The organism is Bradyrhizobium sp. 179 (assembly GCF_023073535.1).
Classification (GTDB): domain Bacteria; phylum Pseudomonadota; class Alphaproteobacteria; order Rhizobiales; family Xanthobacteraceae; genus Bradyrhizobium.
In genome coordinates this window covers 113,503-135,939 of sequence record NZ_JADPJR010000009.1, presented here as the reverse complement: position 1 = coordinate 135,939, position 22,437 = coordinate 113,503, and the positions used below count along the sequence as shown (strand labels likewise).

Here is a 22,437-nt window from a genome sequence, read left to right as displayed (position 1 = left end):
GGATGGCCGGGATAAACCGGCCATGACGGGAAGACAGCCATGCACGACATCAAATCGATCCGCGACAATCCGCAAGCCTTCGACGCCGGCCTCGCACGGCGCGGCCTGAAGCCGATGTCGGCCTCGCTGCTCGCGATTGACGAGAAGCGGCGCGCGGCGATCCTGGCGTCGGAGCAGGCGCAGGCACGACGCAACGCGGCCTCGAAAGAAATTGGCGATGCCAAGAAAGCCAAGGACGAGGCGCGCGCTGCCAAGCTGATGGCTGAAGTGGCCGAGCTCAAGACGACGATGCCGCAGCTCGAAGCCGCGGCCAAGGCTGCCGACGAGGAGCTGACGAAAGAGCTGTCGGCGATTCCGAACATTCCGTTCGATGACGTGCCCGACGGTGTCGACGAGCGCGGCAACGTGCAGCACCACGTATTCGGCAACAAGCGCAACTACGCATTTGCCCCGAAGCTGCATGACGATCTCGGCACCGCGCTCGGCTACATGGATTTCGAGGCGGCGGCAAAACTCTCCGGGGCGCGTTTCGTCGTGCTGAAGAAGGGGCTGGCGCGACTCGAACGCGCCATCGGCCAGTTCATGCTCGACCTGCACACCACCGAGCACGGCTACACCGAAATCAATCCGCCGCTTCTGGTGCGCAACGAGGTGATGTTCGGCACCGGGCAGCTGCCGAAATTCGAGGACGATCAGTTCTGGGCGATCAAGGGCGAACTGCTGGCTGCGCCCGACCATGAGCGGCTGAAGACCGAGCGCCTCGGTCTGATCCCGACCGCAGAAGTGTCGCTCACCAACCTCGCGCGCGAATCCATTCTCGACGAAAAGCAATTACCGATGCGCCTCACCGCGCTCACGCCGTGCTTCCGCGCCGAGGCGGGCGCCGCCGGGCGCGACACCCGCGGCATGATCCGCCAGCATCAGTTCACCAAGGTCGAGCTGGTCTCGATCACGACGCCCGAGACCAGCAAGGACGAGCTGGAGCGGATGCTGTCCTGCGCCGAGCAGGTGTTGCAGAAGCTCGACCTGCATTATCGCGTGATGACGCTCTGCGCAGGAGATATGGGATTTTCGTCGCAGAAAACCTATGACATCGAGGTCTGGATGCCCGGGCAGGGCGACGGCGGCATGTTCCGCGAGATCTCGAGCTGCTCGGTCTGCGGCGACTTTCAGGCGCGGCGCATGGATGCGCGCTCGCGCGGGCCGGACGGCAAGCCGCGCTTCGTGCACACGCTGAACGGCTCCGGCACCGCGGTCGGCCGCGCGCTGATCGCGGTGATGGAGACCTATCAGCAGGAGGACGGCTCGATCGCGATTCCCAGTGTGCTCCAGCCCTATATGGGCGGGCTGAAGGTGATCGCGCGCGACTAGGGTTGCGAAGATCGCCCGGCCGGCTATCCTGCCGGCCCCGCAACGCGAACCTACCCTTCATGGCCTTGCACCGCGACATCTTCTGGGTCGGCCGACAATGGGCGGTGACGGGTGCCGGCATCCAGGCCGTCGATCAGCGCTTGCGCGGCGCGCTCGACATCGAGATCGCGCGGCTCTGGGACGACGATCTCGTGGGTAGCCGGCGGGCCAAGCCTGGAGTCAATACTGCGGATTTCGACAAGGCGCTGGCCGTGGCGCGCGAACGCTTCCCGCAGGCGCCGGCGTCCGAGCCGTTCGTCGCGCAGCTGGTGGCGCTCGGCGTCATCGAGACTCCCGCCGTGAGCCCCGTTGTGCCGGCGATGCAGCTGCGTACCGAGGGCCGGCTGGCGCGTTTTCTGCCGCAATGGCGCATCCGCCGGTAGCAGAATGAAGCCGGAACCTGGCCGCCGGGCCCAACCGGCCGGTTTGCCTGATTGGGCATAGCCGGATAAGACGGCTCAGACCCGCTTTCTGGAATCGACCTTTCGCATGCGTATTCTCTGCACCAATGACGACGGCATCCACGCCCCCGGGCTCAAGGTCGTGGAGGAGATCGCGCGCGCCTTGTCGGACGACGTCTGGGTCGTGGCACCGGAGCTCGACCAGTCCGGCGTATCGCATTCCCTGTCGCTGAACGATCCGCTGCGCCTGCGCGAGGTCGGGCCGCGGCACTTCGCCGTGCGCGGCACGCCGACCGACTGCGTCATCATGGGCGCGCGCCACATCCTCGGGCCAAAATTGCCGGACGTCGTGCTCTCGGGCGTCAACAAGGGGCGTAACGTCGCCGAGGACGTGGTCTATTCCGGCACCATCGCCGGCGCGCTGGAGGGCACCATCCTGGGGCTGCCTTCATTCGCGCTGTCGCAGGAATTCAGCGTCGAAACCCGCGAGCGGCCGCCGTGGGACACCGCCCTCAAGTTCGGGCCCGACATCCTGCGCAAGGTGATCGCCGCCGGCATTCCGAAGGACACGGTGATCAACGTCAACTTCCCGTCGTGTGCGCCGGAGGATGTGCTCGGCATCCGCGTCACGCGTCAGGGCAAGCGCAATCTCGGCTTCCTCAGGATCGACGAGCGCAGGGACGGCCGCGGCAATCCCTATTTCTGGATCGGCTTCGAGCGCACGGCGATGATGGACACGCCCGCAGACGGCACCGATCTCGCAGCACTTCGCGAGCGCTACGTCTCGGTCACGCCGCTCAGGCTCGATCGCACCAACGAAGCGTTTTCAGAAGAATTGAGCGCGACGCTGAAGTAGCGCCTAGCCGCCGCGAAGCGCGGCTTCGATGGTCTTGCCGAGCGCGTCGAGCTGGAACGGCTTCTGGAGCGCCGGCCGATCGCGGTACTGTTCGGGCAGGCCGGAGGAGCCGTAGCCGGTGGCGAAGATGAACGGGCAGCCTTTCGCCTTGATCACGTCGGCAACCGGAGAAATGACCTTGCCGTTGACGTTGACGTCGAGAATGGCGATGTCGAACTCGGTCGCCTGGGCGAGCCGCATGGCCTCGGTGATATCGCCGGCTTCGGCTGCGACCTTGTAGCCGAGCTCTTCGAGCATGTCCGCAACCATCATCCTGATCATCACCTCGTCCTCGACGAGGAATACAGAGCGGCCGGAAAGCCCCGTCGCGGTCATGATTGAGTCCTTGCCCATTGCCAAAAACGTTCGCAGATAACATGAATCGACGCAATGCGCGTTTTGACGAACGGGCGCCTGAAGATGGCGATCACGACTGGTTGTTGCACGCCAATCCGCGATCAAATATCCAGCCGAATGGTAGCATGAGTTCCCGGCCAAGGAACAAGATTCTCGCGCCCGGGTTGGCCCGAACGGGCCTGACAAGACAGCACTGGCAACGATGACCAGCCATCAACCTCCGCCGGAAAAGATGATGTTTCAGCTCACGCTGAGGCGCCGGGGCATCAGCAATCAAGCCGTGCTGCGGACTATGGAGGAGGTGCTCCGCGAGCTGTTCGTCGACGACGCCGACCGCGACGGCGCCTATCGCGACAGTGCGCTGCCGATCGCCTGCGGGCAGACCATCAGCCAGCCCTTCGTCGTCGCCTACATGACCGAACAGCTCCAGCTCCAGAAGCGGCACCGCGTGCTCGAGATCGGCACCGGCTCCGGTTATCAGGCCGCCGTGCTGTCGCGGCTCGCAGGGCAGGTACTCACGGTCGAGCGCTACCGCAAGCTCGCGGACACCGCACGCACCAGGCTCGAAGAGCTCGGCTGCCACAATGTCGAGGTGATGCTGGGCGACGGCCTCAATTTGCCGGCCAATATCGGCCCGTTCGACCGCATCATCGTCACCGCCGCGATGGAGCAAATTCCAGAGAACCTGATCGAGCGGCTGGATGTCGGAGGCATCCTGATCGCACCGGTCGGACCGCATCAGGGGGTGCAGACGCTGACTCGCCTCAGCCGGACCGAGGCGGGGATCGAGCGCAAGGAACTCGTTGAGGTCCGCTTCGTACCGGCGCTGCCTGGCGTGGCGCGGGAGCTGTAGAACTCCGGATTGGCTGCGCCACCAACATCTTATTGGGAGGGTTAAGCCGTTATTTACTCGGCGCGTGTTTACTTAAAACACCAGTTCTGTTGCGTACGAGTGAGTAACCATGTCCGCTGTCGCCGAGTTGCTTTACTCGCGCCGCGTGCCGCAGGTCGCGGTGCTGGCGCTGATCTCCATCAGTTTTGCGGGGTGCAGCGCCGACATGTCGTCGCGGCTGTCCCAATCGAATTTCTCCAATCCTTTCGCCTCGGAATCCACTGGCTCGGTGCAGCAGGCGCCACCGCCGCAACGTGAGCTGCCGCAATATGCGCGGCCGCAGACGCAGCCTGGCTCCTACCAGTCCCAACCCCTGCCGCCGCCGGCGGTGTCCGCCCCGCAATCCTATCCCGTCGCCTCTGGCGGCGGAGTGTCCGGCGGCGGGCGCGGCGTCGGCTCCTTTGCGGCGCCGGCGCAGCCGCATCTCGAGACGACGGCGACCGTGCCGCCGCGCTCCGTTGCAGCGGCCCAACCGGCTGGCGGCACCAAGATCATCGTCGGCACCAGCGACACGCTCGACGTGCTCGCCAAGCGCTATCATGTCACCCCGCAGGCGATCCTCGCCGCCAACGGCTACAAGGGACCGCGTACGCTCTCGCCCGGCCAGCAGCTGATCATTCCGCATGCGGGCACGGCCGCTGCGCCCGCGATGGCTCCCGTCGCGGCGGCGCCTGCGACGAAGCCGGTTGCCGTTGTCGCTGCGCCGCCGAGCACGCACTTCGTCAATCGCGGCGACACGCTCGCCAGCATCGCCCGCAAGAACCACATCTCCGCGGCCGAGCTGGCGCGCGCCAATGGTCTCGAGCCCTCGGCCAAGCTCAAGCTCGGCACCAAGCTGACCGTGCCCGGTGCCAAGGCCGCCGCCGTCGCGGCGCCGGCTGCTGCGACTCCAGTCGCGGCCGCCCCGGTTGCAGGAGCGCTCCAGCCCGTCGCGGCCGCTCCGGCGCCCGCCACCAAGATGACCGCTGCCGCCGCGCCCGTGCAGAGTGCGCGCCTCGCCCAAGCCACGGCCAATGTCGAAGAGAAGGCCGCCGAGACGCCGGCGAAGGCTGCGGAGGCCACCGGCTCGCTGCCGACCTTCCGCTGGCCGGTGCGCGGCAAAGTGGTCACGAGCTATGGTGCCAAAACCAATGGCAAGTCCAATGACGGCATCAACCTTGCGGTGCCCGAGGGGACGCCGGTGAAGGCGGCTGAAGACGGCGTCGTCGCCTATTCCGGCAATGAGCTGAAAGGTTACGGCAATCTCGTCCTCGTTCGGCACTCCAACGGCTACGTCACGGCATATGCCCATGCGAGTGAGCTGCTGGTGAAGCGCGGCGATACCATCAAGCGCGGTCAGATCATTGCCAAGTCGGGTCAATCCGGGGAGGTGGCGTCGCCGCAGCTCCACTTCGAGATCCGCAAGGGATCGAGCCCGGTTGATCCTCTTCAATTCCTGAACGGGGCGTGAGGCCTAAATAGCCGCCGCAATAAGGGGGTTGTCGCCCGACACCCAGTATGCTGCGGCCTCTCGGTCGATCACAAAGGTCTCTGGAATACTGGATCGCCCGCTTTCTGTTTAGACCGGACAGATCACTGACAGGTGTTCGGAGACATAGCTGACACATCAAAATGGCTGGAGTGGTCGATTCGGGAGGCCGTCCATGCCCTGGAACGAGGTGTCGGTAATGGATCAGCGACGCGAGTTTGTGCGGCTTGCTTTGCAGGAAGGAGCGAACCGGCGGGAGTTGTGTCGGCGGTTCGGGATCAGTCCTGATGTGGGTTACAAATGGCTGAAGCGTTGGCAGGCTGGAGACCATGAACTGGCGGATCAGTCCCGCCGGCCTCAGAGGATGCCCAAGCGGAGCGTGCCTGAGATCGAGGCGCGGGTTCTTGCCATGCGTGACAAGCATCCGGCCTGGGGAGCGCGCAAGATTGCCCATTGCCTGAAGCGCGAAGGCCCGACCGTGCCGGTGCCCTCCACGGTGCATCAGATCCTGTGCCGGAACGAGCGGATCAAGCCGAGCCAAAAGGCCGCGCCGAGCCCTTCAGGCCACCGGTTCGAAAAGGACGCACCCAATCAGCTCTGGCAGATGGATTTCAAGGGCCACACGCCGCTTACCGACGGGAGGCGTTGCCATCCGCTCACCATGGTCGATGACCATTCGCGCTATGCCTTGTGCCTTAAGGCATGCGCCAACGAGCAGCGTCCTGACGTGCAGAAGCATCTGACTGACACCTTCCGATGCTATGGGCTGCCGGAGGCCTTCTACCTCGATAACGGCTCCCCCTGGGGCGACACCTCCGGTGCTCGCTGGACCGCGCTGAAGGTGTGGCTGCTCAAGCTCGGCGTCAGGGTGGTCCATGCCAGGCCGCGTCATCCGCAGGGCAGAGGCAAGAACGAACGCTTCCATCGCAGCTTGAAAGCGCAAGTGTTCGCCCTGCGCACGTTCCGCACCTTGGCTGAAGTTCAGCGCGCCCTCGACAATTGGCGCACGATCTACAATCTGGAGCGGCCACATGACAGCCTCGGCATGGGTATCCCCGCCGATCGCTACCGGCCGAGTTCTCGCGCCATGCCGGAACGTGTGCCAAAGGTCCAATACGACGCAGGGGAGATCGTTCGCACCGTCTCCTCGACGCGGAGCTACATCGCCTTCAAAGGGCGAATGTGGAAAGTTCCTCAAGCCTTCTGCGGCGAGCAACTGGCCGTCAGGCCACTCGACCGAGACGGTCGTTACGGAATCTTCTTTGCCAGCTGGCAGGTCGCATCAATCGACTTGACCAAAGACCAAACTGTCAGTGATGTGTCCGAACAGGCGTCAGCTATGTCTCCGGTCTAAACATTTCGCGGGCGATGACAATTGAGAATGTGGCGACTTGCTCAGTTCACGGTCAGCTTCACGCCGAGCCGGCCCGCCAGCTCCTGCACGAACTGCCAGGCAACGCGGCCTGAGCGCGAGCCGCGCGTGGTCGACCATTCGAGCGCCTCGCGCTCCAGCGCCTCGTCGTCGACCTTGATGCCGAAATGGCTGCAATAGCCGCGCACCATGGCGAGATATTCGTCCTGGCTGCAACGGTGGAAACCCAGCCAGAGGCCGAAGCGATCCGACAGCGAGACCTTCTCCTCGACCGCTTCGCCGGGATTGATCGCGGTCGAACGCTCGTTCTCGATCATCTCGCGCGCCAGCAGATGGCGGCGGTTGGAGGTCGCGTAGAGGATGACGTTCTCGGGCCGGCCTTCGATGCCGCCTTCGAGCACGGCCTTGAGCGACTTGTAGGACGCATCATTGCCATCGAAGGAGAGATCGTCGCAGAACACGATGAAGCGAAACGAGGAGGCGCGCAAGCACTCCATCAGTGCGGGCAGGCTTTCGATGTCCTCGCGATGGATCTCGATCAGCTTCAGCTTGTCGGCCGGTTTGCGCTCCGCGTTGATGCTGGCATGCGCCGCCTTCACCAGCGATGACTTGCCCATGCCGCGGGCGCCCCAGAGCAGGGCGTTGTTGGCGGGCAGGCCATTGGCGAAGCGCTCGGTGTTCTCCATTAGGATGTCGCGCATCCGGTCGACGCCCTTCAGCAGGAACAGCTCGACGCGGCTGACCCGCGGCACTGCTGCAAGGCGGCCGTCGGGGTGCCAGACATAGGCATCCGCCCGCTCGAACGACTCGGGTTCGAGGGTTGGGCTGCCCTGGGCCGCGAGGTGAGCCGCAATGCTCTCCAGCGCGCGGACGATGCGCTCCTGCGAGAGGTCTGGGGCAGACTTAAGAATTGCCTTGAGAGTTGCCTTGGAGGCCGCGTTCGAGGCCGCCTTGGGACGTTTTGCCGCGACGCCGGAAGGCGGCCTGGCAGGGGTACGGGGGCCTTTGCCGGCCGGGCTTTTGCTTGGTTTTTTGGGCATGTCCGAAGTTCCTGAGAACGCAGCCTTATCGGGCCTGAGGACCCGCCGCAAGGTGGCCAAAAGGGCGGTCTGGCAGCGTTGCAATTGGGGCAATGGCCGCTATAGTCCGCGCGAATTTGACCAAACCGGTCGCCTTGAGGGCATGACCGGCTTTCCCCCCGTTCTCACGAGGATCGTCCGAATGCTGATTACCCCTGCGTATGCCCAGGCTGCGGGCGCCGGCGACACCAACAGCATGTTGATGTCGCTGCTGCCGTTCGCCCTGATCTTCGTGATCATGTACTTCCTGATTCTGCGTCCGCAGCAGAAGAAGGTCCGCGACCACGCAGATCTCGTGAAGAATATCCGCCGCGGCGACACGGTGGTGACCTCGGGCGGCCTCGTCGGCAAGGTCACCAAGGTCGTCGACGACGACCAGATCGAGTTCGAAATCTCCGACGGCGTGCGCGTGCGGCAGATGCGCCAGATGATCTCAGGCGTGCGCGCCAAGGGCGAGCCGGCCAAAGAATCCGCCAAGGAAAGCGTCAAGGACGACAGCACGGCGAAGTGAGTGCTTCCCGCGAGTCTTTATCTTTATAGGTCTCCTGCAAGTCTCCTGATCTGACAGGTCTAGTCGATGTTGTATTTCACGCGGTGGAGGGCGCTCGGGATTATCCTGACGGCGCTGATCGTGTGCCTCTGCGCGGTCCCCAACTTTTTTCCTGAGGCGCAGGTCAAGACCTGGCCCGCCTGGGCCCAGCGCCGGCTCGTGCTCGGCCTCGACCTCCAGGGCGGCTCCTATCTGCTGCTCGAGGTCGACTCCGCTTATGTGAAGAAAGAGAGGCTCGATCAGGTCCGCGACGACGTTCGCCGGACGCTGCGCGATGCCAAGATCGGCTTCACCGGCGGCGTTACCGTGCGCAACGACGCCGTCGAGGTTCGTATCACCAAGGAATCCGATGCGCAGGCCGCACTCGCCAAGCTGCGGGAGTTGTCCCAGCCGCTGGGCGGCCTCATGGGATCGAGCGGTCAGCGCGACCTTGAGGTTACCGATGCCGGTGGCGGCGTGATCCGCCTGAGCATCCCGCAGGCCGCGATGCTCGATCGCATGCGCAAGACCATCGAGCAGTCGATCCAGATCGTCGAACGCCGCGTCAACGAGCTCGGCACCGTCGAACCCGTGATCCAGCGCCAGGGCAACGACCGCATCCTGGTGCAGGTCCCCGGCCTCCAGGACCCAACCCGCCTGAAGGAATTGCTGGGCAAGACCGCGAAGATGGAATTCCGCATGGTTGACACCTCCGTGCCGCCGGATCAGGCGCAGCAGGGCAGGCTGCCGCCGGAATCCGAACTGTTGATGAGCGCGTCCCCGCCGCCGACACCTTACGTGGTCAAGAAGCAGGTGCTGGTCGCCGGCGGCGACCTGACCGACGCCCAGGCAAGCTTCGACCAGCGCACGGGTGAGCCGGTCGTCAGCTTCAAGTTCAATACGTCGGGCGCGCGCAAATTCTCTCAGGCGACCCAAGAGAATGTGGGACTGCCGTTCGCGATCGTGCTCGACAATAAGGTGATCTCGGCGCCCGTCATCCGCGAGCCGATCACCGGCGGCCAGGGCCAGATCTCCGGCAATTTCACCGTGCAATCGGCCAACGATCTCGCGATCCTCTTGCGCGCCGGCGCGCTGCCGGCGCCGCTCACGGTGGTCGAGGAACGCACTGTCGGTCCGGGTCTCGGCCAGGACTCGATCGAGAAGGGTGAGCTTGCGGCCTACGTCGGGTCGATCCTCGTCATCGTGTTCATGCTTGTGACCTACCGGCTGTTCGGCGTGTTCGCGAATGTCGCGGTGGCGATCAACGTCGCGATGATCTTCGGCCTGCTGTCGCTGCTCAACGCCACGCTGACGCTGCCCGGCATCGCCGGCATCGTGCTTACCGTCGGCATCGCCGTCGACTCCAACGTGCTGATCTACGAGCGCATTCGCGAGGAGCTGCGCGCCGGCCGCAACGCAATCTCGGCGATCGACGCCGGCTTCAAGCGGGCGCTGGCGACCATCCTCGATTCCAACATCACTACCTTCATTGCTGCCGCCGTGCTGTTCTACATCGGCACCGGCCCGGTGCGCGGCTTTGCCGTGACGCTCGGCATCGGCATCATCACCACGGTGTTCACCGCCTTCACCCTGACCCGGCTGATCGTCGCCTGGTGGGTGCGGTGGAAGCGGCCGCAGAGCGTGCCGATCTAGGAGCCTGATCGTGACTCACACCGTTCTCATCGGGCTCGGCGTCCTCATTGCCATTCTCACCGTGGTCGCGGCCCTCGGCCTCTTGCCGTCGCTGCGCATCGTCCCGGACGATACGCATTTCGACTTCACGCGCTTCCGCCGCATCAGCTTCCCGATCTCGGCGGCGCTGTCGATCGTCGCGATCACGCTGTTCTTCACCCACGGCCTGAATTTCGGCATCGACTTCCGCGGTGGTACCTTGCTCGAGGTGCAGGCCAAGTCCGGTACCGCCGACATCGCGGCGATGCGCACGACGCTCGACGGCCTGCGTCTCGGCGAAGTCCAGCTGCAGCAATTCGGTGGTCCCGCGGATGTTCTGATCCGCGTTGCGGAGCAGCCCGGCGGCGACGCTGCTCAGCAAGAGGCCGTGCAGAAGGTCCGCACTGCGCTCGGCGATTCCGTCGAATACCGCCGGGTCGAGGTCGTCGGCCCGCGCGTGTCTGGTGAGCTCCTGGCCTACGGCATGCTCGGCCTGATGCTCGCGATCATCGCGATCCTGATCTATCTCTGGTTCCGATTCGAATGGCAGTTTGCGCTGGGCGCGATGATCGCCAACGTGCACGACATCGTGCTCACCATCGGCTTCATGTCGATCAGCCAGGTCGATTTCGATCTGACCAGTATCGCCGCGCTGCTGACCATTCTCGGCTATTCGCTCAACGACACCGTCGTCATCTACGACCGCATCCGCGAAATGCTGCGGCGCTACAAGAAGATGCCGATGCCGCAGCTGCTCAACGAGTCCATCAACTCCACGCTGTCGCGCTCCATCATCACCCACGTCACGGTGACGCTGGCACTGCTCGCGCTATTGCTGTTCGGCGGTCATGCCATCCACAGCTTCACCGCGGTGATGATGTTCGGCGTGGTGCTGGTCGGCACCTACACCTCGATCTTCATCGCGGCCCCGATTCTGATCTATCTCGGCGTCGGCGAGCATCGCGAGGATGCGCCCGATACGGCTACGCCGGCGAAGAAAAACAAGGCATGATCCGAACCGCGCACGCTCGCACGCGTTTGCGGGGGTAGTAAGCCAATTCGGGCGGAGCTCATGGCCGGCGACCCCAACGCACCCCACTTCCCGCGCTCGGCGCCAATTGAGGCCTATGGCAAGGGCGGCTTCGCTTTCGCCGGCATGTCACATCGGGGATCGCTGCTGTGCCTGCCGGACGCGATATGGGCCTGGGACGTGACGGATCCCACCAGGATTGACCGCTATTCGCTGGATCGCGTGTTCGCGGCGGCCAACAGCATCGACACGCTTCTGGTCGGCACCGGAACGGGGGTTTGGCTGCCGCCGCCGGAACTGCGGCAGGCCTTGAAGGCGGTGAGGGTGGTGCTGGACACGATGCAGACCGGTCCCGCTGTGCGCACCTACAACATCATGATCGGCGAGCGGCGCCGCGTCGCGGCCGCGCTGATCGCGGTGCCATGAGCAGCACCGCGGCGTCGCCCGACTCGGTTGCCTTCTGCGCCGATCTCGTGCGTAGCCATGACTTTCCGCGTTATGTTGCGACGCTGTTCGTTCCCGCCGCAGAGCGCCGCGCGCTGCTGGCGCTCTATGCGTTCAATGCCGAGATCGTGCGCGTTCGCGACCAGGTGAGCCAACCCTTGCCCGGCGAGATTCGCCTGCAATGGTGGACCGACATGCTGTCAGGCCATGTCCATGGCAGCGCCGAGGGCAACCCGGTGGCGGCGGAGTTGCTCCGCGCGATCCGCGATTACGACCTGCCGGTCGAGCCGCTGTCGCTGCTCGCCGACGAGCACCAGTTCGATCTCTACAACGATCCGATGCCGACCATGGCGGCACTGGAGGGCTATCTGGCGGCGACCTCATCGGCACTGTTTGCTCTCGCAGCCCGGATCATGGCGCCGCCCTCGGAGTCAGTCGAGCACCTCGCCCGTCATGCCGGGCTGGCCCAGGGTATCGTCGATGTCATTGCCAAACTGCCGCGTGATGCGGCGCACCGGCGATTGTTCCTGCCACAGCAGATTCTGGCGAGCCACAACTGCAACATGGAGGATGTGTTCGCCGGCAAGGCGACGCCGGGTCTGCGCGCCGTGCTGGATCAACTCGCAGGCGAGGCGCGGCAGCATCTGACCACGGCCTCGTCGCTGCTGCCGCAGGTACCGCCGTCCGTACGGCCTGCGTTTCTGCTGCTGAGCCAGGTCCGGGCCGATCTCAAGCGCCTGTCCCTACCTGGGCGCAATCCGTTCGCGCCGCCGCCGGCCTCGCGGCTGCGGACGCTGTGGACGCTGTGGCGGGCTTCGCGCTCCAGGGAATTTACCAAATAGGAGCCGGCTTATCGCCTGAGGCGGCCAAATGCTCTATGCTGTCCTATGGCTGACTTGTCCCAAAGCTTGACCTCCGATCTCGGCGACTTTCCGGTTGCACCAAGCGACATCCATGCGGCCGCCGAGACCATCCGGGGTGCCGTCGTTGAAACGCCCTGTAGCTACAGCCGAACCCTGAGCAACATCTGCGGCTGCGACATCTGGCTCAAATTCGAGAACCTTCAATTCACCTCCTCGTTTAAGGAGCGCGGCGCCCTCAACCGGCTCGCCGCGCTGACGCCGGAGGAGCGTGCGCGCGGCGTCATCGCGATGTCGGCAGGTAACCACGCACAGGGCGTCGCCTATCACGCGAGAAGGCTCAACATTCCCGCCACCATCGTCATGCCGATCGGCACGCCCATGGTGAAGATCGAAAACACGAAGCACAACGGCGCGGAGGTGGTGGTCACCGGCGCGACCCTGGAGGAGGCGGCCGCGTTCGCGCGGAACCACGGTGAGGCGCGCGGCATGATCTTCGTCCATCCCTACGACGATCCGCTGGTGATCGCCGGGCAGGGCACCGTCGGGCTGGAGATGATGAAGGCAGTGCCGGAACTCGATACGATGGTCGTCCCGATCGGCGGCGGCGGGCTAATCAGCGGCATCGCCATTGCCGCCAAGTCCATCAAACCGTCGCTACGAATCCTGGGCGTCGAGGCCTGGCTCTATCCTTCGATGTACAACGCCATCCATGATGGGAATCTGCCGGCGCGCGGCGACACGCTCGCCGAAGGCATCGCGGTCAAATCGCCCGGCAAGATCACCACCGAGATCGTCCGGCGCCTCGTCGACGACATTGCCCTCGTGAACGAAGCGGAGCTCGAGCGCGCTGTGGCGACCCTGATCTCAATCGAGAAGACGGTGGTCGAGGGTGCCGGTGCCGCCGGCCTTGCCGCGCTGATGTCCGATCCATCCCGCTTCGCCGGCCAGAAAGTGGGCCTGGTGCTGAGTGGCGGCAACATCGATACGAGGCTAATCGCCTCGGTTCTGACCCGTGAACTCGCGCGCGAGGGGCGACTGACCCAGCTTTCGCTCGATATTCCTGACCGGCCCGGGCAATTGGCCGCGGTGGCCGCGCTGCTCGCTGAAGCCGGTGCCAACATCATCGAGGTCTCGCATCAGCGGACGTTCTCAGACCTGCCGGCCAAGGCGACGCTGCTACAACTGGTCATCGAGACCCGCGACAGCGCCCATCTCGACGAGGTGATGGCAAGGCTCAGCGCGTCCGGGTTGAGCGCGCGCTGCACGTGAGCGGCGCGCCCGGCTATCGCGGTGCTAAACCCGCGAGGTGCCCGATCAGTCCGTCGATCTCGGCTTCCGTGTTGTAGTAGTGCGGAGAAGCGCGCACGACCGGCGGCAGCGCGCGGATTTCTGCGTCGATGCGGGTGCTCGACGGATCCGAGGCGCCGATCGTAATCCCGGCCGCAGCAGCGCTGCTGACGATGGCATCCGCTTCATGCCCATCCATCGTGAAGCTGACGATGGCGCCCGGCGCGCGGCCGAGGTCGCGTATTTTGATGCCGCGAATGCAGGCGAGGCCACTGCGAAGGCGGTCTGCAAGCAAGCGGCAGCGCTGTTCGATCGGACCAAGGCCGATCGCGAGAGCATAATCGGCGGCAGCTCCCAGGCCGAGCCGCGCCGCGTAGTTGTTTTCCCAGGTTTCGAAACGGCGCGCATCATCGCGGAGTCGATATTCATCGCGCGAGACCCAGGGCGCGGCGAAATGGTCGATCATCGGCGGCTCGAGCCCTTGCAGCATCGCTCGGCGGACATAGAGAAAGCCGGTGCCGCGCGGGCCGCGCAGGAATTTGCGCCCCGTGGCCGACAGCATGTCACAGCCGATGGCTTCGACATCGACCTCCATCTGACCGATCGCCTGGCAGGCGTCGAGCAGATAGGGAATGCCGTATGCCCGCGCGATCCTGCCGACGGCCGCCGCGGGATTGACCAGCCCGCCATTTGTTGGAACCCAGGTGATGGCGATCAGCTTCACGCGCTCGTCGAGCATGCGTTCGAGCGCGTGAACATCAAGCTCGCCGCTGGCATCGCTGGGCACGACTTCGATGACCGCGCCTGTACGTTTGGCGACTTGAAGGAACGCAACATAATTGGCGGCATATTCCGCCTCTGCGGTCAGGATGCGATCGCCCTTGCGAAACTGAAGAGCATAGAACGCCATCTGCCAGGCAACGGTTGCGTTCTCCACGAGGGCGATCTCATCCGGTGCGGCATTGATCAGCCGCGCCACCGAGCCGTAGACCGCTTCAAGGCGGCGCGCTTCCTGATCGGCGGCGGCATAGCCGCCGATATCGCTCTCCAGATCGATGTGCTGCTTCATCGCCGCGACGACGGCCGCCGGCATAAGTGCCGCGCCGGCGTTGTGGAGATACGCGAGCCGGGAGGCGGCCGGCGTGTCGGAACGTATCTGGTCGATATCGATCAAGTGAGAGCCTGCCAATTTGGGGTCCTGAAGCTAAGACACAATGACGCACGCGCGCAAGACGGGCAAAGGAAGGTGCGGCTGGAGCACGCCGATCCAGATGCCTATGCTGACAGAGCGTGATGGCGTTTGGGAAACTGAAAGGAAGCGCGATGGCGAAGAACACGATCTGCCTCTGGTACGACAAAGACGCCGAGGCTGCTGCAAGCTTTTATGCTAAGACCTTTCCAGACAGCGCCGTGAGTGCCGTTCACCGCGCGCCCAGCGATTACCCGTCCGGCAAGGCGGGCGATGTTTTGACCGTCGAATTCACCGTGGCTGGCGTTGCTTGTCTCGGCCTCAATGGCGGTCCCGTGTTCAAGCACAACGAAGCCTTCTCGTTCCAGATCGCCACTGACGATCAGGAGGAGACAGATCGCTACTGGAACGCCATTATCGGCAATGGCGGGCAGGAGAGTGCGTGCGGCTGGTGCAAGGACAGATGGGGCGTTTCCTGGCAGATCACGCCGCGTGTATTGATCGAAGCGCTGGCGGCCGGCGGCCCTGAGGCCAAGCGCAGCTTCGACGCGATGATGGGGATGACGAAAATCGACGTCGCCGCCATCGAGGCAACGCGCCGCGGCTGAAATTGCCCCCGGCCTCAGATGCAGAGGCTGAGTAGCTTGATGTGGCAGCCGCTGGATTTGGGCTTGCCTGCGGGCGCGGCCTCGCGCTTCACGGCAACCAGCGGCTCCTTGTCTTTCTTTCTCTTGCCCTTCGGCTCGTAATCGCCGGCGATCACCATCGCCCAATAGGTGCGCTTGCCGCTGGCGTTCTTGGCGCTCGCGATGCCGACGCGCGAGGCGTTGTGCAGCAGCAGGTTCTTGCGGTGCCCGGAGGAGTCGATCCACTGTCCCAGGGTTTTCTCGAAATTGTCGTAGCCATAGGCGATGTTCTCGGCGGCGCGGCCCGCACCGGCCGGAGCGACGCGGCGGTTGAACGGGCCGAGTGCGTCATGGCTGAGGTCGTCCTTGGCCGCCATCGCGCGGGCCTGATCCATGGCGATGCGATCGAGCGTGGCGTCGCGCACGACGGGGACCTCTCCGTGCTTAAGGCGGAAGCTCGAGATCAGCTCGGCCGGGGATTCCGCCATTGCGGGCGCGCTTGTCAGCAACATAAGTCCCGCGATCACCCCGCCAACCACACGATGCATCATCGTTCCCCAAGCACCCATGACCCCACCAAGTCTGCCTTTGCCCGACCGCTTCTCTATCGCCATTGTGGACGCTTCAAGGCGCGCGGGACCTTAGCTCGTCGGCAGGTCCGCCTCGAAATTGAAGCGGTCGCGCAGGTTCTTACGCTGCTCCAGGATGTCCTTGAGGAAGGCACGGTCCTGGTCGTTCTTCATCATCGGCTCGATCAGGTCGAGCTGGTTCATGGCGACCAGTTGCAGGACCTCGGTGCGCGGCTTGCCGCTGCTGTCGCGGGGCAGGGCGTGCACGACCTGGATGTGTTCCGGCGGCTTGGGGCCCTTGGCGGCCGCAATCTCGTTGCGGAGCTCGCCTTCGAGCGCGGCCTGGTCGGCTTCGACGAAGGCATAGAGCCCGACGCCGGAGCGGCGGTCGGCGAAGGCGACGATGGCGGTGTCGCGCACGGCCGGATTCTTGCGGATCAGCTCCAACAGTACCGGCGCGTCGTTGACGAGGCGGCGGCCACCACCCTCGCGATCGGTGAAATTGAATAGGCCACGTGTGATGGCGCGATAGACCTTCTTGCCGGTGGCGAGCCACAGGCTCGCGGCGAATGACTTCTTCGCAAGGATCTTTCGCTCGCGCGGCGTCAACGCCTCGGGCGCGTAGGAGCGCTTGTGTTTGAGCAGGTGCCGGAGATCTTCATAGGCCAGGATGCGGTAGAACCGGCCGCGCCGCGCAAAGCAGGCGGCGAGCTGGAAGTCGGTGACATAGGCGCGGCCGTCGCGACCGACCAGCCAGTTCTGCTCCTTGGCGAGATCGTTGTGGCAGATGCCGGCGCGGCGAAGCCGCCGCAGCGCGGCCTTGGCCGAGCGGAAATAGGCGAGGTCGCCATGCGGCTTGGCCAGATGCAGCGCGACGCCATCAACGAAGCCGCGCACCAGCGCGCGGCGTCCGGCCCATAGCAGCTCCGGACCGACGTTGAGGCCTTTGGCGCGCGCGAGCGCATGCTTCTCGCGCGCGAACAGGTGGCGTGCCAAGAGGAACGACCACCACGGCACCTCGTCGAGACGGCGCAGCACCGCGTCGACCTCGCCGTTCTCGCTGCGGAAGCGGCCGCGCTCGACGGTCGAGAACACGTCGCGCTTGAGCAGCACGCCCTCGGTCCAGCGCGCCGACAGCTCCGCGGCGTCGTCTTGGGGGAGGCTCATCGAAAACTCACGCGGCGGCGGCAATGCGCAAGTGGTCGGCGATCCAGCGATCGAGATCGGCGAGCGCGCGTGCGCTCAGCGCCTGCTTCTTGGCCACCGTCTTCTCGTTGCCGCGCAGCCGCGTGCCGTCTGGCTTTTTTGTCGGCGCGGTCGCGAGCGGCGGGAACAGGCCGAAATTGATGTTCATCGGCTGGAACGAGCGCGTGCCGGCCTCGATGGTTTCGATATGACCGCCGGTGATGTGGCCAAGCAGCGATCCCAGCGCCGTCGTGCTGGGCGGGCTCGCCAGCGTCTCGCCGCGCGCGTCGGCGGCCGCATAGAGACCGGCGATGAGGCCGACGCTGGCGGATTCCACATAGCCCTCGCAGCCCGTCATCTGGCCGGCAAAGCGCAGCCGCGGCTGCGCGCGCAGGCGCAACTGGCCGTCGAGCAGCTTTGGCGAATTGAGGAAGGTGTTGCGATGCAGGCCGCCGAGGCGGGCGAATTCAGCCTTCTCCAGTCCCGGTATGGTGCGGAAGATGCGCTGCTGCTCGCCATATTTCAGCTTCGTCTGGAAGCCGACGATGTTGTAGAGCGTGCCGAGCTTGTTGTCCTGGCGCAGTTGCACGATTGCGTAAGGCTTCGTGCTCGGATCGTTCGGATTGGTCAGGCCAACCGGCTTCATCGGGCCGTGGCGCAGCGTCTCGGGACCGCGCTCCGCCATGACCTCGATCGGCAGGCAGCCGTCGAAATAGGGCGTGTTGGTCTCCCACTCCTTGAACTCGGTCTTCTCGCCGGCGATCAGCGCTGCGACGAAGCCGTCATACTGCTCTTTGGTCATCGGGCAGTTGATGTAATCGGCGCCGTTGCCGCCAGGACCGACCTTGTCGTAGCGCGACTGGAACCAGGCCACCGACATGTCGATGGACTCGCGGTGCACGATCGGCGCGATGGCGTCGAAGAAGGCGAGCGCATTTTCGTCGGTCAGTTCGCGGATGGCATGGGCCAGCGGCGCAGAGGTGAGGGGGCCGGTCGCAACGATGACGTTGCTCCAGTCGGACGGCGGCAGGCCTGCGACCTCGCCGCGGGCGATCTCGATTTTGGGGTGGTCGTTCAGGGCCGCGGTGACCGCCGCAGAGAAGCCGTCGCGGTCCACGGCCAGGGCGCCGCCCGCGGGCACCTGGTTGGCATCGGCCGCGCGCATGATCAGCGAGTCGAGCCGGCGCATCTCCGCATGCAGCAGGCCGACCGCGTTGTTGGCGGCATCATCCGAGCGGAACGAATTGGAGCAGACAAGCTCGGCGAGCCCGTCGGTGCGGTGCGCCTCGGTCATGCGGGTCGGCCGCATTTCGTGCAGCACCACGGGCACGCCGGATTTGGCCACTTGCCAGGCGGCTTCGGAACCGGCAAGGCCGGCGCCGATCACGTGCACGATGTTCGATCGGGATCCTGTCATGGGGCGGACAGGTAGCGCTTTTCGGCGGCCAGTGGAATCGCCGAGATCGAGTTTTCTGCCATCAGAAGCGATAACGCCCGCACGAGGCGGGCGCTATCGGTTCGTCCGGTGAACGGCTGAACGATATCAGCCCTGATACTGGCCGGCGGCAACGCGCGGGATATCCGAGCGATCGAGGCCGATGTCGGCCAGTTCGCGATCGCTGAGCTGGGACAGCTCGGCAACATTGCGCTGATAGTCCCGGAATGCCTGGATCATGCGGATGAGCGAGAGCAGCATTGGTAGTCTCCTGTAGTTCGATTCAGCCCTTGCCCGGGGCTGCGTCGTTGAAATGAATATAGGTGAGGGTAGTGCAGTGCGAAAGTTCCGATGTTGCGATGCAGCTAGGCGATGAATGCATAGCAATAATAACTGACAATTAACCTGCGGGCTTTCGCGCTCAATCCTGTCGTGAGGCAGATTCCGGTGAGGTAATGCCCGTTATTTCACGGAGTACTACGGAATGCGCAGTTTAATGCATTGCGGAAATATGTTTCCGCCCACCGATCCGCTAGCAGGTCTGCAGCGTCTAGACTCAAGCTCGGCATGCGCTATTCGCATCCCTTTAGGAATATAGGAGTGAATAAACATTCACGTTTTCCGACTGCGCTGCGATTCGTTCCGTTGCGGAGAGGACTGGACGGGCGGGTGCATGCGAAAAGGTGATGCACGCCGCGAGGAGGGCATCCAGAGAAGGCCAGTCGCCGACCGATCGGCCTTCCGCGTTCCATCGCGGGGCTTACGGAGCGCGCGCGAGCTGGGTGGCGAAATAAGCCACCGTCTTGGAATAGACCTCGCTCTTGTTCCACTGCTGGAGCACCGCGAAGTTCGGACTGCCCGGCTGCCAATCCTTGCCGCGCTGCCAGCCATAGCCGGCGAGATAATTGGCGGTGGAGGCGAGCACGTCGGGCACGTTGTGCAAGAGGTCGCGCTTGCCGTTCCCGTCGAAATCAACGGCGTACTTCACCCAGGACGACGGCATGAACTGGGTCTGGCCGAGCTCGCCGGCCCAGGCGCCCTTCATCTCGGCAGGAGCGAGATCGCCGCGCTCGACGATGCGCAGAGCATCCATCAGCTCGGCGCGAAACTGCTCGGAGCGCCGGCAATCATACGCCAGCGTCGCCAGCGAGCGGATCGTGGCGAACTTGCCGGTGTTGACGCCGAAATCGGTCTCAAGGCCCCAGATCGCGACCAGCACCTCGCCCGGGACGCCGTAAGCCTGCTCGATGCGCGAGAGCACCGAGCCGTATTGCTTCATCATGTTGGAGCCGCGCTGCATGCGGGGCGGCACCATGCGGCCGGAAAACTCCTCAAAGGTCTGGCTGAAGACCTTTTGCGAACGGTCGCGATTGAGGACGCCCTGATCGAGCGTCACGCCCGCAAGTCCCGATGCAATGGCCTGTTGCGAGATGCCCTTGGCCGCAGCATCGGTTTTGAAGTCCGCAAGCCAGGCGTCGAAATTGCCGGAGCCGCAGGCAACAGCGGCGAGCACTGGCTGGGCTGACAGGATGGACGCGGAGAGGGCGAGGGCTGCGAGAGCCAGACGAGAAATCGTCGTGGTCATCAGATGAAATGGATTCCGTGAGTGATCAGACCGGCGCGCATAATCTCGGTTGCAACCGCGGCCAAAGCAAGGCGTGTGACGGCGCGCGATCCTGCCCGGGCCGGGCAGGATCGCACGTCACGATGTCGTCAGGCGTCCGTCCTATTCCGCCAGGGGAAGAGGTTGGCGGGGAAATCGGCGGCGGGCTTGCGCGGACGATGCGGCGGAGGCGGCACGGGACGAGCGCCTGGATCGGACACGATCACCTTGCGGTAGAGATGCCAGGTGGCATGGCCGAGCACCGGGATCACCACGGCGAGGCCGAGGAACGCCGGGATCGTTCCGAGCGCCAGCAACACTGCCACGATTAAGCCCCAGGCTGCCATCGGCACCGGGTTCTTCGCAACGACGAGCAGCGAGGTGCTCATTGCCTCGAATGCTCCGGCATGGCGGTCGAGCATCAAGGGGAACGAGACGGCACTGATGCAGAGCGCGGCGAGCGCGAATAGGAAGCCCGTGCCGCAGCCGACCACGATCAGCCACCAGCCCTGCCGCGTCGTCAGAACGCGCGTCAGGAAATCCGAGATACCGGTCACGCCCTCATAGCCGAATGCCGCAACGTAGATCGCCTGCGCGGTCGCGACCCAGGTCACGAACAGAGCGAGCAGCAACGTGCCGAGGCCGAGCATCGCACCGAACGACGGCGAGCGCAGCACCTCCATGGCATCCCAGGCGGTGGCCTCCTCATGGCGTTCGCGCCGGCTGGAGAGCTCGTAGAGACCGAGCGCCGCGAAGGGGCCGATCAATGCGAAACCCGCAGCCAGGGGAAACAGCAGCGGCAGCACCGAGTAGCCCATCACCACACGGGCGAGCACGAGGCCGAGCACCGGATAGATCACGCAGAGGATGATGGCGTGGCTCGGAATGGCCTTGAAATCCTCCCAGCCGCGCTTCAGCGCGTCGTGCAGGTCGGACAATTGGATGGTTCGGATCACCGGTCCAGCCGCTTCCGCGGTCCGGGCGGTGCCGGGGACATTGCCCTGGTAGAGTGTGGCCATGGTCGCTAGCTCCCTTGCCATACGGCCGATCTCGCGCCGGCAACGGTGCACGCGGCCGCTTGCTTGAACGATCGCGATTCCGACCAGACGCGAATTCCGGATGGCATCGCGAGCTGAACGGTAAGCGTACTCCCAATTGCGAGTCCTGTCCCTCACGCTTGAGTGAAATTCGATGACGCAGTGCAAACCTCGCCGATGTCATTCGGCCGTCATTTCGCCGCAGATAAGCTGATGCTGCGTGTTGGTTCGCACAACGTCGCGGGCGCAACGCAGGAACATCGTCTATAAGTGCCACTCAACGCCCTTCCAACGGATCCTTTTCGGGGAGCAGACATGAGCATTTTCGGGAAAATCATGAGCGCGATCTTCGGCAGCCATCCGGCTGCTGCCGCGCCCGCCGGCAGCGCGCCCGCAGGGGCCGCGCCGGGAACATCCGCGCCGGCTGCCACGCCCATGGCGGCTGTCGACGTCGCCGCGGTCGTCGACAAGGCGGTGGCTGCGCACAAGGGCGAGAAGCTGGAATGGCGCACCTCCATCGTCGACCTCATGAAGGCGCTCGACATCGATTCCAGCCTCGCTGCGCGCAAGGATCTCGCCAAGGAGCTGGGCTACACCGGCGACATGAACGACTCCGCGAGCATGAACGTCTGGCTGCACAAGCAGGTGATGTCCAAGCTCGCCGCCAATGGCGGCAAGCTGCCGCCGGAGATCAAGCACTGACCGATCGCTCGGTCGTACCGCAAGGGCCCGCGATCTCGCGGGGCCCTTTTGGGTTCAGGCGAGGAGATCCGCATCTTCCGGATGCCTGTCGAGATAGTCGACCACGAAGCCGCAGCCGGCGATCACCTTCCTCCCGTCGCGGCGGATCAAGTCCAGCGCGCCCTTGACCAGCTCGGACCCAATACCTCGGCCACGGAGGGCGCGCGGCGTTTCGGTATGGGTGATGATCACGGCCGACGGCGTCAGCCGGTAATTGGCGAAGGCGATGTCGCCGCCGACATCGAGCTCGAAGCGGTTCTTGTCCTTGTTGTCGCGTACCGAAGCCGCCATGTGGGACCCTTCCATAGTGCAGATTGCGTCCCGATTTAGGAGGCTGACCCCGCCCTTGCCAGG

The 22,437-nt window shown here is 64.6% G+C and carries 24 protein-coding genes; 14 read left to right on the top strand and 10 right to left on the bottom strand.

Features of this window, described 5'->3' with window-relative positions; all coding sequences use genetic code 11:
- Positions 1-39 precede the first annotated feature (39 nt).
- From serS to surE, 3 genes are all read left to right on the top strand, one after another.
- Positions 40-1,371 carry a serine--tRNA ligase gene (gene serS, locus IVB12_RS02470; RefSeq protein WP_247295277.1) on the top strand — a complete coding sequence of 444 codons (1,332 nt, stop codon included), beginning with the start codon at positions 40-42 and terminating at the stop codon, positions 1,369-1,371.
- Between the two features lie 59 nt (positions 1,372-1,430).
- The gene (locus IVB12_RS02465) at positions 1,431-1,793 is read left to right on the top strand and encodes a hypothetical protein (protein WP_247295275.1); all 363 of its coding nucleotides are present in this window, start codon (positions 1,431-1,433) and stop codon (positions 1,791-1,793) included.
- A 106-nt stretch (positions 1,794-1,899) separates the two neighbouring features.
- Entirely contained in the window at positions 1,900-2,667 is a 768-nt protein-coding gene (gene surE / locus IVB12_RS02460) for a 5'/3'-nucleotidase SurE (protein WP_247295273.1), read from the top strand.
- A gap of 3 nt (positions 2,668-2,670) precedes the next feature.
- Here surE and IVB12_RS02455 read toward each other — a convergent pair whose 3' ends face one another.
- Positions 2,671-3,042, bottom strand: a complete 372-nt coding sequence (locus tag IVB12_RS02455; RefSeq protein WP_008547195.1) for a response regulator — start codon at positions 3,040-3,042, stop codon at positions 2,671-2,673.
- Between the two features lie 223 nt (positions 3,043-3,265).
- Between IVB12_RS02455 and IVB12_RS02450 the strand changes: the two genes are divergently transcribed.
- From IVB12_RS02450 to IVB12_RS02440, 3 genes are all read left to right on the top strand, one after another.
- Positions 3,266-3,916 carry a protein-L-isoaspartate(D-aspartate) O-methyltransferase gene (locus tag IVB12_RS02450; RefSeq protein WP_247295271.1) on the top strand — a complete coding sequence of 217 codons (651 nt, stop codon included), beginning with the start codon at positions 3,266-3,268 and terminating at the stop codon, positions 3,914-3,916.
- Between the two features lie 109 nt (positions 3,917-4,025).
- Positions 4,026-5,405, top strand: a complete 1,380-nt coding sequence (locus IVB12_RS02445; RefSeq protein ID WP_247295269.1) for a peptidoglycan DD-metalloendopeptidase family protein — start codon at positions 4,026-4,028, stop codon at positions 5,403-5,405.
- Positions 5,406-5,598: 193 nt separating this feature from the next.
- Positions 5,599-6,777 carry an IS481 family transposase gene (locus IVB12_RS02440; RefSeq protein WP_247295267.1) on the top strand — a complete coding sequence of 393 codons (1,179 nt, stop codon included), beginning with the start codon at positions 5,599-5,601 and terminating at the stop codon, positions 6,775-6,777.
- A gap of 41 nt (positions 6,778-6,818) precedes the next feature.
- Here the strand turns inward: IVB12_RS02440 and IVB12_RS02435 are convergent, their stop codons facing one another.
- Positions 6,819-7,835 (bottom strand): ATP-binding protein, encoded by a 1,017-nt coding sequence (locus IVB12_RS02435; protein ID WP_247295265.1) that lies wholly within the window; start codon positions 7,833-7,835, stop codon positions 6,819-6,821.
- 181 nt (positions 7,836-8,016) lie between these two features.
- On the opposite strand from IVB12_RS02435, the gene yajC reads away from it, so the two are divergent.
- From yajC to IVB12_RS02405, 6 genes are all read left to right on the top strand, one after another.
- Positions 8,017-8,385, top strand: a complete 369-nt coding sequence (gene yajC / locus IVB12_RS02430; protein ID WP_247295263.1) for a preprotein translocase subunit YajC — start codon at positions 8,017-8,019, stop codon at positions 8,383-8,385.
- 66 nt (positions 8,386-8,451) lie between these two features.
- Entirely contained in the window at positions 8,452-10,056 is a 1,605-nt protein-coding gene (gene secD / locus IVB12_RS02425; RefSeq protein WP_247295260.1) for a protein translocase subunit SecD, read from the top strand.
- 10 nt (positions 10,057-10,066) lie between these two features.
- The gene (gene secF, locus IVB12_RS02420) at positions 10,067-11,086 is read left to right on the top strand and encodes a protein translocase subunit SecF (protein WP_247276025.1); all 1,020 of its coding nucleotides are present in this window, start codon (positions 10,067-10,069) and stop codon (positions 11,084-11,086) included.
- Positions 11,087-11,146: 60 nt separating this feature from the next.
- Positions 11,147-11,530 (top strand): MTH938/NDUFAF3 family protein, encoded by a 384-nt coding sequence (locus IVB12_RS02415; protein WP_148777937.1) that lies wholly within the window; start codon positions 11,147-11,149, stop codon positions 11,528-11,530.
- Positions 11,527-12,390, top strand: a complete 864-nt coding sequence (locus IVB12_RS02410; RefSeq protein ID WP_247295257.1) for a phytoene/squalene synthase family protein — start codon at positions 11,527-11,529, stop codon at positions 12,388-12,390. The genes IVB12_RS02415 and IVB12_RS02410 overlap by 4 nt, the downstream gene beginning before the upstream one ends.
- Before the next feature lie 45 nt (positions 12,391-12,435).
- Positions 12,436-13,680, top strand: coding sequence for a threonine ammonia-lyase (locus IVB12_RS02405; protein WP_247295255.1), 1,245 nt, complete (start codon positions 12,436-12,438; stop codon positions 13,678-13,680).
- 13 nt (positions 13,681-13,693) lie between these two features.
- On the opposite strand, the gene IVB12_RS02400 is transcribed toward IVB12_RS02405, so the two are convergent.
- Positions 13,694-14,872 carry an aminotransferase class V-fold PLP-dependent enzyme gene (locus IVB12_RS02400; protein WP_247295253.1) on the bottom strand — a complete coding sequence of 393 codons (1,179 nt, stop codon included), beginning with the start codon at positions 14,870-14,872 and terminating at the stop codon, positions 13,694-13,696.
- Between the two features lie 149 nt (positions 14,873-15,021).
- Between IVB12_RS02400 and IVB12_RS02395 the strand changes: the two genes are divergently transcribed.
- A complete protein-coding gene (locus IVB12_RS02395) occupies positions 15,022-15,495 on the top strand; it encodes a VOC family protein (protein ID WP_247295251.1) in 474 nt (157 codons plus the stop codon).
- 14 nt (positions 15,496-15,509) lie between these two features.
- On the opposite strand, the gene IVB12_RS02390 is transcribed toward IVB12_RS02395, so the two are convergent.
- The 6 genes from IVB12_RS02390 to IVB12_RS02365 all read right to left on the bottom strand — a co-directional run bounded on the left by IVB12_RS02390 (position 15,510) and on the right by IVB12_RS02365 (position 21,324).
- Positions 15,510-16,061 (bottom strand): CAP domain-containing protein, encoded by a 552-nt coding sequence (locus IVB12_RS02390; RefSeq protein WP_247295249.1) that lies wholly within the window; start codon positions 16,059-16,061, stop codon positions 15,510-15,512.
- 93 nt (positions 16,062-16,154) lie between these two features.
- Positions 16,155-17,249: a serine/threonine protein kinase gene (locus IVB12_RS02385; RefSeq protein WP_247295247.1), complete on the bottom strand. Its 1,095-nt coding sequence runs from the start codon at positions 17,247-17,249 to the stop codon at positions 16,155-16,157.
- Positions 17,250-17,256: 7 nt separating this feature from the next.
- Positions 17,257-18,684, bottom strand: a complete 1,428-nt coding sequence (gene trmFO / locus IVB12_RS02380) for a methylenetetrahydrofolate--tRNA-(uracil(54)-C(5))-methyltransferase (FADH(2)-oxidizing) TrmFO (protein WP_247295245.1) — start codon at positions 18,682-18,684, stop codon at positions 17,257-17,259.
- Positions 18,685-18,810: 126 nt separating this feature from the next.
- The gene (locus tag IVB12_RS02375; protein WP_007590701.1) at positions 18,811-18,963 is read right to left on the bottom strand and encodes a DUF1127 domain-containing protein; all 153 of its coding nucleotides are present in this window, start codon (positions 18,961-18,963) and stop codon (positions 18,811-18,813) included.
- Positions 18,964-19,462: 499 nt separating this feature from the next.
- Entirely contained in the window at positions 19,463-20,287 is an 825-nt protein-coding gene (locus tag IVB12_RS02370) for a lytic murein transglycosylase (RefSeq protein ID WP_247295243.1), read from the bottom strand.
- A 128-nt stretch (positions 20,288-20,415) separates the two neighbouring features.
- Positions 20,416-21,324 (bottom strand): DUF2189 domain-containing protein, encoded by a 909-nt coding sequence (locus IVB12_RS02365; protein WP_247295242.1) that lies wholly within the window; start codon positions 21,322-21,324, stop codon positions 20,416-20,418.
- Positions 21,325-21,657: 333 nt separating this feature from the next.
- Here IVB12_RS02365 and IVB12_RS02360 point away from each other — a divergent pair, with 333 nt between their 5' ends.
- Positions 21,658-22,044 (top strand): DUF3597 domain-containing protein, encoded by a 387-nt coding sequence (locus tag IVB12_RS02360; protein WP_247295238.1) that lies wholly within the window; start codon positions 21,658-21,660, stop codon positions 22,042-22,044.
- 54 nt (positions 22,045-22,098) lie between these two features.
- Here IVB12_RS02360 and IVB12_RS02355 read toward each other — a convergent pair whose 3' ends face one another.
- Positions 22,099-22,374: a GNAT family N-acetyltransferase gene (locus IVB12_RS02355; protein WP_247276035.1), complete on the bottom strand. Its 276-nt coding sequence runs from the start codon at positions 22,372-22,374 to the stop codon at positions 22,099-22,101.
- Positions 22,375-22,437: the final 63 nt, after the last annotated feature.